Annotated in this window: 15 protein-coding genes; 12 read left to right on the top strand and 3 right to left on the bottom strand. The window is 42.2% G+C overall.

What is annotated here, in order from left to right; translation table 11 throughout:
- Nucleotides 1-92 precede the first annotated feature (92 nt).
- Entirely contained in the window at nucleotides 93-1,199 is a 1,107-nt protein-coding gene (locus ABF638_RS03205) for a ligand-binding sensor domain-containing protein (RefSeq protein WP_435020199.1), read from the bottom strand.
- Nucleotides 1,200-2,023: 824 nt separating this feature from the next.
- Between ABF638_RS03205 and ABF638_RS03200 the strand changes: the two genes are divergently transcribed.
- The 6 genes from ABF638_RS03200 to ABF638_RS03175 all read left to right on the top strand — a co-directional run bounded on the left by ABF638_RS03200 (nucleotide 2,024) and on the right by ABF638_RS03175 (nucleotide 6,580).
- Complete coding sequence (locus tag ABF638_RS03200; protein WP_181930930.1) at nucleotides 2,024-3,454, top strand: form I ribulose bisphosphate carboxylase large subunit; 1,431 nt, start codon at nucleotides 2,024-2,026, stop codon at nucleotides 3,452-3,454.
- A gap of 100 nt (nucleotides 3,455-3,554) precedes the next feature.
- The gene (rcbX, locus tag ABF638_RS03195; protein ID WP_069072883.1) at nucleotides 3,555-3,965 is read left to right on the top strand and encodes a RuBisCO chaperone RbcX; all 411 of its coding nucleotides are present in this window, start codon (nucleotides 3,555-3,557) and stop codon (nucleotides 3,963-3,965) included.
- A gap of 45 nt (nucleotides 3,966-4,010) precedes the next feature.
- Nucleotides 4,011-4,340 carry a ribulose bisphosphate carboxylase small subunit gene (locus ABF638_RS03190; protein ID WP_069072884.1) on the top strand — a complete coding sequence of 110 codons (330 nt, stop codon included), beginning with the start codon at nucleotides 4,011-4,013 and terminating at the stop codon, nucleotides 4,338-4,340.
- 143 nt (nucleotides 4,341-4,483) lie between these two features.
- Nucleotides 4,484-5,107: a GDSL-type esterase/lipase family protein gene (locus ABF638_RS03185; RefSeq protein ID WP_435020196.1), complete on the top strand. Its 624-nt coding sequence runs from the start codon at nucleotides 4,484-4,486 to the stop codon at nucleotides 5,105-5,107.
- Between the two features lie 199 nt (nucleotides 5,108-5,306).
- Nucleotides 5,307-5,852, top strand: coding sequence for a photosystem II reaction center PsbP (psbP, locus tag ABF638_RS03180; RefSeq protein WP_435020311.1), 546 nt, complete (start codon nucleotides 5,307-5,309; stop codon nucleotides 5,850-5,852).
- A gap of 134 nt (nucleotides 5,853-5,986) precedes the next feature.
- Entirely contained in the window at nucleotides 5,987-6,580 is a 594-nt protein-coding gene (locus ABF638_RS03175; RefSeq protein ID WP_435020194.1) for a Maf family protein, read from the top strand.
- A 63-nt stretch (nucleotides 6,581-6,643) separates the two neighbouring features.
- Here ABF638_RS03175 and ABF638_RS03170 read toward each other — a convergent pair whose 3' ends face one another.
- Nucleotides 6,644-6,871: a hypothetical protein gene (locus tag ABF638_RS03170; RefSeq protein ID WP_435020192.1), complete on the bottom strand. Its 228-nt coding sequence runs from the start codon at nucleotides 6,869-6,871 to the stop codon at nucleotides 6,644-6,646.
- Nucleotides 6,872-7,072: 201 nt separating this feature from the next.
- Between ABF638_RS03170 and ABF638_RS03165 the strand changes: the two genes are divergently transcribed.
- From ABF638_RS03165 to ABF638_RS03150, 4 genes are all read left to right on the top strand, one after another.
- A complete protein-coding gene (locus ABF638_RS03165; protein WP_420758973.1) occupies nucleotides 7,073-7,810 on the top strand; it encodes a phycocyanobilin:ferredoxin oxidoreductase in 738 nt (245 codons plus the stop codon).
- A gap of 1,303 nt (nucleotides 7,811-9,113) precedes the next feature.
- Nucleotides 9,114-10,538, top strand: a complete 1,425-nt coding sequence (locus ABF638_RS03160) for an HlyD family efflux transporter periplasmic adaptor subunit (RefSeq protein WP_435020190.1) — start codon at nucleotides 9,114-9,116, stop codon at nucleotides 10,536-10,538.
- Nucleotides 10,539-10,813: 275 nt separating this feature from the next.
- A complete protein-coding gene (gene devC, locus ABF638_RS03155) occupies nucleotides 10,814-11,968 on the top strand; it encodes an ABC transporter permease DevC (RefSeq protein WP_435020188.1) in 1,155 nt (384 codons plus the stop codon).
- A gap of 131 nt (nucleotides 11,969-12,099) precedes the next feature.
- A complete protein-coding gene (locus tag ABF638_RS03150; protein ID WP_435020309.1) occupies nucleotides 12,100-12,804 on the top strand; it encodes a DevA family ABC transporter ATP-binding protein in 705 nt (234 codons plus the stop codon).
- Between the two features lie 68 nt (nucleotides 12,805-12,872).
- Here ABF638_RS03150 and ABF638_RS03145 read toward each other — a convergent pair whose 3' ends face one another.
- On the bottom strand, nucleotides 12,873-13,691 hold the full coding sequence (locus tag ABF638_RS03145; protein ID WP_435020186.1) for a hypothetical protein: 819 nt from the start codon (nucleotides 13,689-13,691) through the stop codon (nucleotides 12,873-12,875).
- Nucleotides 13,692-13,796: 105 nt separating this feature from the next.
- Between ABF638_RS03145 and ABF638_RS03140 the strand changes: the two genes are divergently transcribed.
- Both ABF638_RS03140 and ABF638_RS03135 read left to right on the top strand, forming a co-directional pair.
- On the top strand, nucleotides 13,797-14,594 hold the full coding sequence (locus ABF638_RS03140) for an HAD family hydrolase (RefSeq protein WP_435020184.1): 798 nt from the start codon (nucleotides 13,797-13,799) through the stop codon (nucleotides 14,592-14,594).
- A gap of 50 nt (nucleotides 14,595-14,644) precedes the next feature.
- The gene (locus tag ABF638_RS03135; protein WP_435020181.1) at nucleotides 14,645-15,364 is read left to right on the top strand and encodes a Uma2 family endonuclease; all 720 of its coding nucleotides are present in this window, start codon (nucleotides 14,645-14,647) and stop codon (nucleotides 15,362-15,364) included.
- Nucleotides 15,365-15,445: the final 81 nt, after the last annotated feature.

Genomic DNA, 15,445 nt, shown 5'->3' with positions numbered 1-15,445 from the left:
AGTAGGGAGTAGGGAGTAGGGAGTAGGGATGAGGGATTAGGAATTAGGGAATTTCACCACTCCCCACTCACCACTCCCCACTCCCCATTCCCTCATTTAACAGCGCGACTGAAAGCAATATGGGGTTTTGCACTGTCTGTTTTGGGCATTAACCAAGCTAGACCTTCACTAGTGCCAATCCATAATTTATTGCCGATGTCAGGTGCAAGGGCAAGAACCCGACTAGAAGGAAGTCCAGCAACTTCTGCATCTAAGACAGCTCCTGTATTTGGATTTAATCGTAACAAACCATTGTTAGTCCCGACCCAGACACTACCATCCTTAGCAAAACGTACTGCTGTTACGTCACGCCCACGCAGCCGAGTCACAGACCGCAAAACTGCACCAGTTTTTGGGTTAATAACTAGCAAATTATTTGGCATTCCGGCCCAAATTAATCCTTCTGGACTAATAGCTAAAGCTTGTACAGTCGTCCCTGGTAAATTGGCAATCCGCTTCATAATCGCAGCACTAGCAGTATTTACCCGGACTAATCCATCAAGAGTGCCAACCCACAGTTGACCTTCAGCATCTAAAGTCAGGGTGTTGGCGCTGACACCAGGCAGATTTTTTAATGTTGTCATAATCAAGCCTTGGTCGGGACTAATTAGAGCTAAACCGCTATCGGTTCCAGTCCACAAATAACCCCGCTTGTCAAGTAATAGCGACAATATCCGTTTAGAAGGCAAAAATAAATTCTGCGCGGTGATTTCGTTAGTGCGGGGGTCTACTCGCATCAGTCCGCCATAACTTCCTACCCACAAACGTCCTACCTTGTCTTGGGCTAAAGCACCAATGGCAATATTCGGTAAGCTAACACGAGAAATAATCTTGCCCGTTTTAGGATCAATCCGCGATAGTCCCCGCCAAGAACCTACCCAAAGATTGCCTGTAACATCTCCCAGTAAGTTACCAACACGATAATCAGTTTCTGGCGAATTTTCTTGCACTCCCCGCTCATCGGGTAAGGGTTCTACTCGCGGTGGCGGTGGGGAAGCTGGGTAAGCAGGGGTTAAATCAGATGAATTAACATCAGGGGTTTTTTGTGCCCATCCCATACTTGGCAAAGCTATCAACCCCAGGAGGATAGAAGTAATCAATAAACTATTACGCTTGCAAAACAATACCACGGTGACATTTCCTTTGGAGACAGTGCCCATAGCCGTTACCTAAACTGGCTTTGGGTTAATTCCAGTGTTCCCCTAGCTGGGATTTTTTAAACATTGGGGATTAGAGAATAGGGACTGGGGACTGGGGACTGGGGACTAGGAAATAAATATTTAGGAATACTTTCTCATTACCCAATACCCAGTCCCGAATACCCAGTCCCCACATAACCATTGATGACACTTTGTAAAGTATTTGTAACAAAAAGTTTAAATCTTTATGTAATAACAAAATTAAATAGATAAGTTAAAAACTTTCAAAGAATAACTTATCGAATTCTTGATATATTGTGAAACAAGTTACAAATTACGTGGTGTGCAATTCTTTTATCTTTCGCTCACCACTCCGCTAAATCTCTGTCAAGTAAATTCTTTTCTGGTATCTTTTCCATCAAGGGGAAAGATATAGGGAGTGTAAAGCCGGGAATGTGTGCCAGCCAGCCCAATCCCCTGAATATCCCAGTTTATGGGGGAATTATCTGAATGCTACCCGCAAAAACGCGGAAGTTTTGGTGAAATTGAGAAGGTTTAGTTGGGTGCGAAGAAGAAGTAAAAAAGAATTTTGATTTTTAGCAAGAGGGAACAGTAGAAGCGCTAGGTCGTGTACCCCTAGAAGGGGAGAACACTGGTGAGGAGGGCTACCACCGCTACCAAAGTGTCCGCCGCAAAAAAACTGCTAACCTCTGCCAAAGGCAACCCTTAATAAAAATTTTCCTAATCTTCTCCCCCATCTAGGCGGGAAAGAGCCGGGGTGAGGGGAAGTTGCACAAAACGTGATTTGATAATTAATTAAGAGTGATTTCAGGGAAGGATAAAATATGTCTTACGCTCAAACGAAGACTCAGAGCAAGTCTGGGTATCAAGCCGGGGTTAAAGATTACAGACTAACTTATTACACACCCGATTACACACCAAAAGATACCGATCTTCTAGCTGCGTTCCGCATGACACCTCAGCCTGGTGTTCCTCCCGAAGAAGCAGGTGCGGCTGTTGCGGCTGAATCTTCCACAGGTACTTGGACAACTGTGTGGACAGATTTGCTCACCGACCTCGATCGCTACAAAGGTCGTTGCTATGACATCGAACCAGTTCCCGGCGAAGACAACCAGTACATCTGTTACGTTGCCTATCCTTTGGACTTGTTTGAAGAAGGTTCTGTAACCAACGTATTGACCTCAATTGTCGGTAACGTATTTGGTTTCAAAGCTCTGCGGGCACTACGTCTAGAAGACATCCGTTTCCCAGTAGCTTACATCAAGACCTTCCAAGGACCTCCTCACGGTATCCAAGTTGAGCGCGACAAGTTAAACAAATACGGTCGTCCTTTACTGGGTTGTACCATTAAGCCCAAATTGGGTCTTTCCGCTAAGAACTACGGACGCGCTGTATACGAGTGCTTACGCGGTGGTTTGGACTTCACCAAAGACGACGAAAACATCAACTCCGCACCATTCCAAAGATGGCGCGATCGCTTCTTGTTCGTAGCTGAAGCTATCAGCAAAGCTCAAGCAGAAACCGGTGAAATCAAAGGTCACTACCTCAACGTCACCGCCCCCACCTGTGAACAAATGTTGCAACGGGCTGAGTACGCTAAAGAACTCAAACAGCCCATCATCATGCATGACTACCTGACCGCAGGTTTCACCGCCAACACCACATTGGCTCGTTGGTGCCGCGACAACGGTATCTTGCTACACATTCACCGTGCTATGCACGCTGTAATTGACCGTCAAAAGAACCACGGTATCCACTTCCGTGTATTGGCTAAAGCCCTACGTTTGTCTGGTGGTGATCACATCCACACTGGTACAGTAGTTGGTAAGTTGGAAGGTGAGCGCGGCATCACAATGGGCTTCGTTGACCTATTGCGTGAAAACTACATTGAGCAAGACAAGTCTCGTGGTATCTACTTTACCCAAGACTGGGCTTCTCTACCTGGTGTAATGGCAGTTGCTTCTGGTGGTATCCACGTATGGCACATGCCCGCGCTGGTAGAAATCTTTGGTGATGACTCCGTACTACAATTCGGTGGTGGTACTCTGGGACACCCTTGGGGTAACGCTCCTGGTGCAACCGCTAACCGCGTCGCCTTAGAAGCTGTTGTTCAAGCTCGTAACGAAGGCCGCAACTTGGCTCGTGAAGGTAACGATATCATCCGCGAAGCTGCCAAGTGGTCTCCTGAACTAGCTGTTGCTTGCGAACTATGGAAAGAAATCAAGTTCGAGTTTGAAGCAATGGATACCGTCTGATCTGGGTTAACAGTTAAGAGTTAAGAGTTAAGAGTTAGGATTTGCATTAATTCATAACTCATAACTCATAACTCATAACTCTTCAGGGCTGGGGTCAAGCATGAATCTTAAGCAAATTGCGAAGGACACAGCCAAAACTCTCCAAAGCTATCTGACTTATCAGGCTCTAAGGACAGTATTGGCACAGCTAGGCGAAACTAATCCGCCATTAGAACTTTGGTTGCATAACTTTTCGTCTGGCAAAATTCAAAATGGTGAGTCATTCCTTGAGCAACTGCTGCGAGAAAAACCAGATTTAGCTTTGCGAATCATGACTGTCAGAGAACACATTGCGGAAGAAATTGCAGAATTTTTACCTGAAATGGTTCGCACTGGCATTCAACAAGCCAATATGGAGCAGCGTCGCCAGCATTTAGAACGCATCACACAAGTAGTAGACACATCTAACCCCAGTCTGCAACCAGAACAGCAAACAACTTCAGATCAGAATTTGGATAACTTATCCAATTAGTTCGGTCAACCTAGTAGTAAAAATCGCAACCCATTATCAAAAGCTATGCAAACTTTACCAAAAGAGCGTCGTTACGAAACCCTTTCTTATCTTCCCCCTCTGTCTGATGCTCAAATCGCTAAACAAGTCCAGTACATCTTGAATCAAGGTTACATTCCTGCGATCGAGTTTAACGAAACTTCTGAGCCAACAGAATTGTATTGGACAATGTGGAAGTTGCCTTTGTTCGGTGCTAAATCCACTCAAGAAGTATTGAGCGAAGTTCAAGGATGCCGTTCTCAATTCAACAACAGCTATATCCGTGTTGTAGGTTTTGACAACATCAAGCAGTGCCAAGTTCTCAGCTTTCTTGTTCACAAACCCAACAGATACTAAAAGCTCACTAGCTTTAAGTAATTAGTTTATCCCCATAGGAGAGGTAGAATTATCTACCTCTCCTATTTACTAAATTTGTTTTGAAACGTAGAGGGACGCGGAGTTATTCTCTATGTACCTATACGTTTCCGAAGACACTGATAATGCTAAAAGAAGTAAGAATTTGTTTTGTTGGTGACTCTTTTGTTAATGGTACTGGCGATCCTGAATGTCTTGGTTGGACAGGTAGAATATGCACTAATGCTAATAAAAAAGGTTATGACATTACCTACTATAATTTAGGAATTAGGCGAGATACTAGTACCGATATCGCAAAGCGTTGGTTACAGGAAGTATCACTTCGCTTACCCAAAGAATATGATGGCAGAGTTATATTTTCCTTTGGATTGAATGATACAACAGTAGAAAACGGTAAAACTCGTGTAGATTTTACAGATTCTATCAAAAATACCCGTGAAATTTTAAGTGAAGCAAAATCCTTGTATCCTATTTTGATGGTTGGATTAGCACCATACGAAGAACGAGAAGACCCAGGAAGAAAGCAGAGAACTACTGATTTATCTAAACAGTTTGCTTTAATTTGTAGGGAATTAAATGTACCTTATTTAGATGTTTTTCTGATATTAGAAAAATCAAACATCTGGATAAATGAAGCAAAAGCTAATGATGGTGTTCATCCGCAAGCAGGCGGTTATGCAGAATTTGCCCAAATTGTAGAAAATTGGGACGCTTGGTTAAATTGGTTTCCCCATAACATTCTTCTATAATATTTTGGTTGATTACGGCTGTTCACACCGCTAAACTGTGTCTTGTGTGAAAAAAAAGCGATCGCGGTACTCAAAAAAACTTAACATTAACTTCAGAAGTGTTAATTATTCATAAGACAAGCTCATGGGTTATTATACCGCTCCCCGCTTTCTGGACAAACTGGCTAGTGTTGTCTCCAGCCCAAAGGAAACTGTAGAAATGTTGAAACGAATTGTATTAATTTTGCTATTGGTGTTGAGCTTCAGTCTGAGTAATTCTGATGTAGCGGTTGCATCTGGACTCAAAAGCTTTGTAGACAGTAGTGATGGCTATCAGTTTTTATATCCTAACGGCTGGTTGCCAGTTAAAGTTGCCGATGGGCCAGATGTGGTTTTCCACGATTTGATTGAGGTGTCTGAAAATGTTTCAGTTGTGATTAGCCCAGTTCCAGAAGGCAAAACTTTGTCAGAATTGGGAACCCCAACAGAAGTAGGATACAAATTAGGAAAAGCGGCTCTCGCGCCTCCTGACTCTGGTCGTTCGGCTGAATTAGTCAATGCCGCAGAGCGAGAAGTAGATGGTAAAACATATTACCTTTTAGAGTATGAAGTTAAACTCCCCAATCAACAGCAACGACACAACATCGCCAGTGTTGCTGTGAGCCGTGGTAAACTTTTTACCTTCAATGCCTCAATTCCTGAAAAACGCTGGCAGAAAGTTAAACGGATGATTGATGAGGTTGTCAATTCTTTTTCTGTCTATTAATTGGGGAGTGGGGAATAGGGAGTAAGAATTTTAGATTTTAGATTTTAGATTTTGGATTTTAGATTGGAATTTAATCCAAAATCTAAAATTAAATTACCCAAAGCCCAATACCCAATTAACAAATTTATTAGATCATGAAAATTCCATCTTTTGTACTTGCCTCAGCTTCGCCAGCCCGACGCCGCTTGCTGCAAACTGTTGGTATTGAACCGATAGTTCAACCTAGTGACTTTGATGAGTCGCAAATTGAACTCAGTGAACCAGCAGAATTGGTCAAAACTCTTGCCCAGTACAAAGCGGAAACTGTAGCACCGCAGTTTGAATCGGCTTTGATTATGGGTTGTGATTCAGTTTTGTCCATGAATGGTGAAATTTACGGCAAACCAGCAGATGCTTCTGAAGCGATCGCACGTTGGCAGATAATGCAAGGTAACTTTGGCGACTTGTACACAGGTCACGCCTTAATTGACCCCGGACAAAACCATACTTTAGTCAAGTCTCAAGTTACAAGAGTTTACTTTGCTCAAATGAGCGATCGCGCTATTGAAGCCTATGTTGCCACTGGTGAACCCCTCAAGTGTGCTGGAGCCTTTGCAATTGAAGGTTTTGGTAGTTTCTTCGTAGAAAAAATTGAAGGCTGTCACAGTAATGTCATTGGCCTCAGTTTACCCATGCTGCGGCAGATGCTAAGTGAATTGGAATACGATGTCACTGATTTCTGGCAATAGTCCCTTGTCTAAAGTTATTAACCAATGACAAATGACAAATGACTAATGACTAATGACTAATGACTAATAACTAAATTGCCTAATATTGAGTATTGCCTCTCCATGATCTGGAATCCAGGCTAACCACTCATCTGCTGAAACCGGACATAATAAAAGTGCTTCGTCAAAACTAAAGGGGTTGGGAAGTAGCAAAAGGTTCACCCAAGTAGAAGCTCTTAACTGCTGAAAACCCCTCAGAGTCTGCCTTCTTGTTTGCACAGCAAAATCTGTTCTATGAGAATCTAGTTTCATAGCTTTCTATTAGCCTTCACAAATGGGCTAATCTAAAATTATTTCTGTAACCTAGACTACAAAATAAATAATCCTTGTGAAAAGCATCTGTCTTATAAATTTACGTTGGCTGGGTGCAAGTGTTTGCTTATATTGCAGACCACAACAGGTATGGCACAACAGGTTGTAGACTGGCCACTAGATCGCATTCCCAACTAGAATATGTCATTTACTTCTATGCCCTCGCTGCGTGAGCAACAACATCCCCTAATTCGTCAGCTAGCTGATTGTATTGAGGCAGCTTGGCATCAGCACCTGGATTTATCGCCCTACCATTTGCCTGATGAGTTGGGGTATGTGGAAGGTAGACTAGAAGGCGAAAAACTGACGATTGAAAACCGCTGCTATCAAACGCCCCAGTTTCGGAAAATGCATTTGGAACTGGCAAAAATTGGAAATATGCTGGATATTTTGCACTGCGTCATGTTTCCCCGTCCAGAATACAACCTGCCGATGTTTGGTTGTGATTTAGTTGGGGGTAGAGGACAAATTAGTGCAGCGATCGCAGACCTTTCTCCAATTCAATTAGAGCGTACCTTACCAGAATCGTATACTTCTGAACTGACACAGCTAACAGTGCTTAACTTTTCCCAACCCCGTGAATTACCTGAATGGGGAAATATTTTTTCGGATTTTTGCATTTTTGTACGCCCCAGTTCTCCCGAAGAAGAAGCAATGTTTCTGTCGCGGGTGCGAGAATTTTTAGACATTCATTGTACCCAAGCGATCGCCTCACATCCTGTTTCAGTCGAACAAGTCACCCAAAATCTCGCCGGACAACACAACTATTGCACCAAACAGCAGCAAAACGATAAAACCCGTCGCGTACTAGAAAAAGCCTTTGGGCCAGCTTGGGCAGAAAATTACATGACCACAGTTTTATTCGACCTTCCAACTTAATTATCCCCTCCATCCCCCCATCTCCCTCATCTGTAGGCTCTGTTACGTTTTCAGGTAACGGATAAATGTAGAATTCATTCAACGAGAGTTTAATGGAGTCCTAAAACAGCAACAGGGAGAATAGTAAGGTCTTTGAAGCGAATATCACAAAATGGTTTGTTGTCTTGGTAGTGTGCAAGCAACTAGAGACAGCTAACTCATTGACCAGAAAGTTAAGGAAACTCTGATGTTAGGAATGCTCAAGTTGACAGATATTTTTTAGTCCGTTAATCGTTGATTCACTTAAGGAAGACTAACTTTTGTAGCAAGATTGTATCCAGCAAAGGCAACAGTCTATTTTTGACGTTTCTTTTCAATTTTGTAACTAACTGTAGCCGTAGTCAATGTAGCAGTAAAGTACCGCATCATACCATTTTGGGATTTTGTGTAGAGACGCGATATATCGCGTCTCTGCATCTAGATTCATACTGCTTGTGAATTCTGCTAACTTCCATTGCACTCATGTCTCAATAATACTCAGAGTTATTGAATAGCCAGCTACTATAGCGTTTCTCAGTTTCAATACAGACCTAACCCCCAACCCCCAGCCCCTTGCCTACTAGTGTTGGGGAGTAAGTAAGCTTCAAAGCGTCTCTCCTAAAAGGAGCTACGGTGTACACACAAGTCCTAAAAACCTAGCTTGATAAGCATTTCCTCGTTCCCAGTCTCCGACTGGGAATGCATTCATTGAGTCTCTGACTCAATGCCAGATTGGAGGCAGAGCCTAGGCTGTTGATTTTGGCTATTTTTTTGGGAATTACCGAAAAATTATTTGTGCTGGTTTTTGCTTGTGTGAAAGCGCCCGCAACAGCCATCTTTACGCCAAAATAAAAAACACAATTTCTGCATGAAGTCTTGTGGGCTAAAAGGTACAGAGTCAACAGCCTAGGCAGAGCCTCCACGAGGAGCATTCCCATGTAGAACATGGGAACGAGATAAAAACGAGGTAAACGAGATAAACGAGAGAAGAATGGAAAATCAAGCTTTTTTCGACTTGTGTGTACACCGTAGCCTAAAAGGAGAGAGGAATGGAAGTGAGGTCAATGTATTGCATACAAACTAGCGTAGGCGTAGCCCGTCGTAGACATCGCTATAGAAAACACCATTTTACAAAGCCATAGTGTTGAGCGTTCATCACGCAATGGATTTTTAAGCCATACCCAGCTTTAAACCACTGTTGTTTGTCCTAAGCGGCTGGCTGTTGATTAAAAACCCTTTTATTTTTACTTCCATCAGCACAATTCAGGTAAATGGGCAACATACTATGTCAAGGGTGACTGAAAAGCCAAAGCCAAGTGAGCAGGCACTTAACCAAGAACAACCTAAAATTTGGTGGGGCATCGCTGTAGCTGTGCCCATAGTAATCGCCGCTGGGATACTAGGTACAGCTAAAATCGAGCAGCTGAGAAAACTAACTACATCTGCCCCTGTAATGCCATCTACCAATAGCATTAGTGCTGTAGGGCGTTTGGAACCGCGAGGTGAAGTTGTTAAATTGTCCGCCCCATCATCAGGATTAGCACCATCGTCACGAATTCAGCAACTTTTGGTGAGAGAGGGTGAACAGGTAAAGCAAGGTCAAATTTTGGCAATTTTGGATAACCGTGATACCCAAATAGCCGGACTAGAAGAGGCAAAAGCCAAAGTGCAAGAAGCCCGTGCGAATTTAGCGCAAGTTAGGGCTGGATCTCCAAGAGATATTCAAGCCCAAAGAGCAGTTATTGCTCGCCTACAAGCGCAGTTAATTGGCGAAAGGAATGCTCAACAAGCTGCGATCGCCCGGATTGCAGCCCAGTTAAGTGGTGATAAACTTGTCCAACAAGCAACCGTGAATCGTCTAGAAGCTGAACTTAGTGGGCAAAGAGATGCTCTAAGAGCGACCATTACACGTATCCAAGCCGAACAGCGCAATGCTCAAGTTGATGCTGGACGCTATGATTTTTTATACAGAGAAGGTGCTATTTCTCAGCAAGAGCGGGACAGAAGACGCTTGAGTGCAGTAACTTTTAATCAGCAGGTTGTCGAAAGCCAGGCTACCTTAAAGCAGACATTGGCAACCCTGCGACAGCAACTTGCTGAGGCTAGAGCTAACCAAATACAAAATTTAGCAGTTTTGCAACAGCAGCTAATCGAAGCCAAAGTTAACCGCGATAAAACTGTAGCAACTTTGCAAAGACAAATCGATGAAGAAAAGGCCAAACTGAGCAGAATTGTGGACGTTAGTCCTACCGATGTGCAAGTAGCGCAAGCCCAAGTTAGTAATGCCCTCGCAAATGTTAGAAGAGCCGAAGCAGAGCTGAGATTGAGCTACGTTCAAGCACCAATAGCCGGAGAGATTCTAAAGGTTTACAGCAAGTCAGGCGAAGCGATTGGTGCCAATGGCATTGCTGAAATTGGACAAACCAGCCAAATGTTTGTGATTGCTGAAGTCGCCGAAGACAGTATTGGTAAAGTGCGTATTGGTCAAAACGCCACTATCAGCAGCGACAATGGAGCATTTAGCGGCGAATTAAAAGGAACTGTCACTGAAATTGGTAGAAAAATTGGTAAAAAAGATGTGCTGAATACAGATCCAGCAGCAGATGTGGATGCCAGAGTCGTAGAAGTTAAAATTGCTCTACCTCCAGAAGATAGCGAGAAAGTTTCTGGTTTGACTTACGCCAAAGTAGTTGTCGAAATTAATAACTAATTAAGTTATGGATGAGCAGTAATATCAATTTCTGATTTGATACTTTGGATGATAAATATTCTTCAGTAGACTGTTTAATTAAGTTTAAGCATTCTATAACTTCGATACTAGCCTTGCCAGAATTGAGTGAAAAATCTCAACCTTTAACTAATATCGGGGGTTTAAATCAATAGCAACAGTCAATTACGAATTACGTTAGCGTTCGCGCAGCGTCTCGTAGAGAAGCGAGGCGTAGCCCATTACGAATTATTTAACTGTGCTTGGATGCCTATAAAATGAATCAAAAAATACCTCTGTCGTGGCTACAACTGACAAGGGAAAAAACTCGCCTAGCAGTGGCTTTAGCAGGAATTTCTTTTGCTGATATTTTAATGTTTATGCAACTCGGCTTCCGGGATGCTCTGTATTATAGTAACGTTCGATTTCATAACAGCTTGCAAGGCGATATTGTTTTAATTAACAGTCAATCTAGCGCTGTCCTGGCGATGAGAAGCTTTTCTCAACGACGCTTATATAAAGCTTTAGAGTTACCCGCAGTCCAATCAGTACATCCGATATATTTGGACTTTACAATCTGGAAAAATCCTGTAACAGGCCGTCCTCGGAGTATCCTAATCTTTGGGATGAACCCAGAAAATAATCTAGTTAACTTACCTGGAGTTCAGGAGAATTTAGATAAACTTAAACTACCCGATGTAGTTTTATTTGACCGTTCTTCTAGGGTGGAGTATGGCCCAATTGCTGCTAATTATGATCAAGGAAAGACTGTAACATCAGAAGTACGAAGGCGGCGAATTAAAGTAGAAGGATTATTTACATTAGGTGCATCCTTTGGCGCAGATGGTAATTTAATTACAAGTGATATCAATTTTCTGCGAATATTCAACAATCGTCAACAAGGATTAATTGATATTGGGCTAATTAGATTAAAACCGGGAGCGAATGCTACAGTTGTCGCCCAAGAATTACGAAAGTATTTACCTAACGAGGTAAATGTTTTAACTAAGCAAGAATTTATTGATTTTGAGCGGAATTATTGGGCAAATAGTACAGCTATTGGATTTATTTTCACACTAGGAACTATCATGGGTTTCATTGTGGGGACTGTGATTGTTTATCAAATCCTTTATACAGAAGTTGCAGATCACTTAGCTGAATACGCTACTCTCAAGGCAATAGGCTATACACAAAACTATTTATTAACAGTCATTCTTCAGGAAGCTTTGTTATTAGCAGTTTTAGGATATTTTCCTGGAATAATATTTACTTTATTTATGTATGACAGTGCCAGAAACGCAACACTTTTACCAGTTTTTATGAGTTTTGATCGAGCGGTAATGGTGTTGATTTTGACTATACTGATGTGTATCATTTCCGGTGCGATCGCAGTCCGAAAATTACGTTCTGCCGATCCAGCAGATATCTTTTAATTAATTTCAAATTAATGGATAATAAATATTTTTTATCGCCATAGATTATAAGGGCAATAAAACAAATTTAACTCCTGAAATTCACTACAGTTAAGTCTTGAAAAATCTAACTTAGAACTAACAAAAATATGATGGAAAAAGAACCTGTAATCGCCATTAAAAATCTCAACCACTACTATGGCAAAGGCGCACTGAGAAAACAGATATTGTTTGACATTAACCTAGACATTTATCCAGGTGAAATTGTCATTATGACTGGCCCATCAGGTTCAGGTAAAACCACATTACTGAGCTTAATTGGTGGTTTGCGGTCTGTACAAGAGGGAAGTTTAAAATTTTTAGGTGAAGAACTCGTTGGCGTCAGTCAAAACAAACTGGTGCAGATGCGACGCAACATTGGTTATATTTTCCAAGCTCACAATTTGCTAGGGTTCTTGACTGCAAAGCAAAATGTGCAAATGGCAGTAGAGCTGAATGATAATATTTCTCAAACAGAAGCAGTAGCTAAATCAAAAGCCATGCTGGGTTCCGTTGGTCTAGAAGAACGAGTTGATTACTACCCAGACAATCTTTCTGGTGGACAAAAACAAAGAATTGCGATCGCTCGCGCTCTAGTAAATCGTCCCCCACTAGTGCTAGCAGACGAACCAACAGCCGCATTAGATAAACAATCAGGACGCGATGTTGTGGAAATAATGCAGAGTCTAGCTAAAAATCAGGGAACTACTATCTTATTAGTGACACACGACAACCGCATTTTAGACATAGCCGATCGCATCGTAGAAATGGAAGATGGTCTTTTAACCCGTAATTCCCCAAATACAGTTATTCAGTAATGATTTTAGTCATTTGTCCTTTGTGAATGACCAATGACAAACGACAAATGACCAATGACAGGCATAATTTATAATCTAGCCGAACCTGATTTTTTCATTCCAGGTGACTTTGGCGGAGTTGGGGTATTTGGTTGGCGACTAGTACGGAAAGTTACATTCACGCCTTCATTCGATTGCTCCAGCACCAATAGAGGCGTAGGTTTGGCTTTTTGATCCCAATGCATAGTAGCAATCCGACCTTGAATTATGGGTTGCCAACTATCTTCATCTTCTATGGGGCTTAGGTAAGTTTCTATACAATCAATAATTTGACTAATAGTCGCAGAAGTTGCTTGTGTCGGTAACTTCATTAACCGGATTTGAATCCGAAACAGCACTCGCTTGGCAGAGTTCCCTGGACTACCAGTTTCATACTCTACATCAAAAGTTTCATCTACTTGCCGTCCAGCGCTATTAGCAATTCCAACCGATCCTTGTTGGGCTTGATTTGGACGTAGAGCTTGAGAAATTTTTTCTTTGATCTGAATCTTTATTTGATTAAGGATTGCAAAATGAAACACCTCCTCTGACATCCGCATTCGCAGATAATCCAGGTTAAAGTCCCGTGAGTTGACCAAATCGGGATTAGTTTCCATTTTGCGAATCGTTTCCAGCGCCAGCTTAAACTTTTTCTCTAGTTCTTTGGCGCGGAATTGTTCAAACTTAAGTTTTTTCTCCAGCTTATCCTTCTGGAGCTTACTATACACAATCAAAGCAATCACCGCTAAAGCCAGTCCTCCAGAAGTTACCAACAATAATGGTGGCATTTGAGGATTACTTGCTGGCACTTCCTGGGATGCTTTTTTAGGCTTTCCTGGGGTTTGGGCAAGAAACATCGAAGTGGGCATGGTTGGAAAACTGAAAAACTTGACTCCTGATGTTTAGGATGCCCAAATCTTCAAGGTCATCTTGCTGTATCATTAATATTTTTAACAGCTTTTTACAAACTGCCTATGTCCAGACACCAGAGCGTCCCTGCCCTGTCTGAAGTTTCATCTACAAGCTTTCTTCATATTCGTCTGATAGCCACAGATATGGATGGCACTCTAACCAGACGAGGAAAATTTACTCCCGCACTGTTACAAGCTTTAGAGGATTTAGCGGCAGCTGACATTAAGGTGCTGATTGTCACAGGACGTTCTGCTGGATGGGTGAGTGGATTGAGTAGTTTGATGCCAGTAGCAGGTGCGATCGCAGAAAATGGCGGTTTGTACTTTCCACCGGGGAACCATAAACCAGTAGTTTTAACACCCATTCCCGATTTAGCTAAACATCGCCAGCAGTTAGCTACAACTTTTGAGAATTTACAAACTAAATTTCCCCAAATCAAAGAATCTGCTGATAATCGCTTTCGCACCACCGACTGGACTTTTGATGTAGCTGGTTTGCTTCAAGATGAAATACAAACCCTAGATAGTCTTTGTCAACAAATGGGTTGGGGATTTACCTATAGCAACGTGCAGTGTCACATTAAACCCCAAGGACAAGATAAAGCTGTGGGATTGTTGCAAGTATTGCGCGAATATTTGCCCCAGTACTCATCAGAACAAATTGTCACTGTGGGTGATAGTCCCAATGATGAAAGTTTATTTGATCAGCGTTATTTTCCTCTTTCTGTAGGCGTGGCAAACGTGCTGGAATATATAAATCAGTTGAAATATCACCCTGCTTATATTACTAGCGCTGCTGAAGGCGAAGGATTTTGTGAGTTATCTAGTTATATTTTAAAAAGCTTGTACATCCCAAGTTAGGAAGAACTAGAGTTGTTTTACAATAATTTTGTAGCGCTGATTTTACAACCATGATGGCTACTTTACCTGTTAGTGTCGAATCAGAAATTTTCTATCCCAGTGCTGATGGTCAACCAGTGGCAGAAACCTACGACCACCTTTATGCTTTACTAACTACCTTAGAAGTCCTGAAACAGTATTTGGCAAATCGTCAGGCAACAGTCTTGGCAAATCAATTTCTTTACTATGCACAAGGCTTTCCCAAGTTGCGGGTAGCGCCAGATGTGATGGTGATTTTTGATGTCGCACCCGGCGGTCGAGACAACTATAAAATCTGGGAAGAGGGTCAAGTACCCACAGTTATTTTTGAGATGACATCTTTTGGGACTAAGGGACAAGACGAAATCTTCAAAAAGACCCTCTATGAGCAGCTAGGTGTCAAGGAATACTGGCTATTTGACCCTAAAAGCGAGTGGGTGGAACAACAGTTACGTGGCTATCGCTTGCGGGGAGAAATCTACGAACCTATAGAGGATGGACGCAGTGAACCATTACAACTGCGTTTGGTGGTTGAGGGAAAACTAATTGGGTTTTATCGAGAGGATACAGGGGAAAAATTACTGATTCCTGGTGAACTGGCACAGGCTTTACGACAGGAAGTTTTAGCAAGACAGCAAGCAGAAGAACTGGTAGAACAGGAACGCCAACGAGCAGAACAGGCAGAATTGCAAATAGAACAGTTAAAGGCGAGGTTGCGATCGCTCAATGTAGACCCCGATACTATTCAGTAACGAGTGCGGCTTTTTTGAAAAGACTAATTTTATTTTGGTGTAAAGTTCAAAAACAGAATTATATATTTTATGTGAGTAAAG

Source organism: Nostoc sp. CALU 1950 (assembly GCF_051172895.1).
Taxonomy (GTDB): Bacteria; Cyanobacteriota; Cyanobacteriia; order Cyanobacteriales; family Nostocaceae; genus Nostoc; species Nostoc edaphicum_A.
This window is presented reverse-complemented; position numbering and strand designations above follow the sequence as displayed.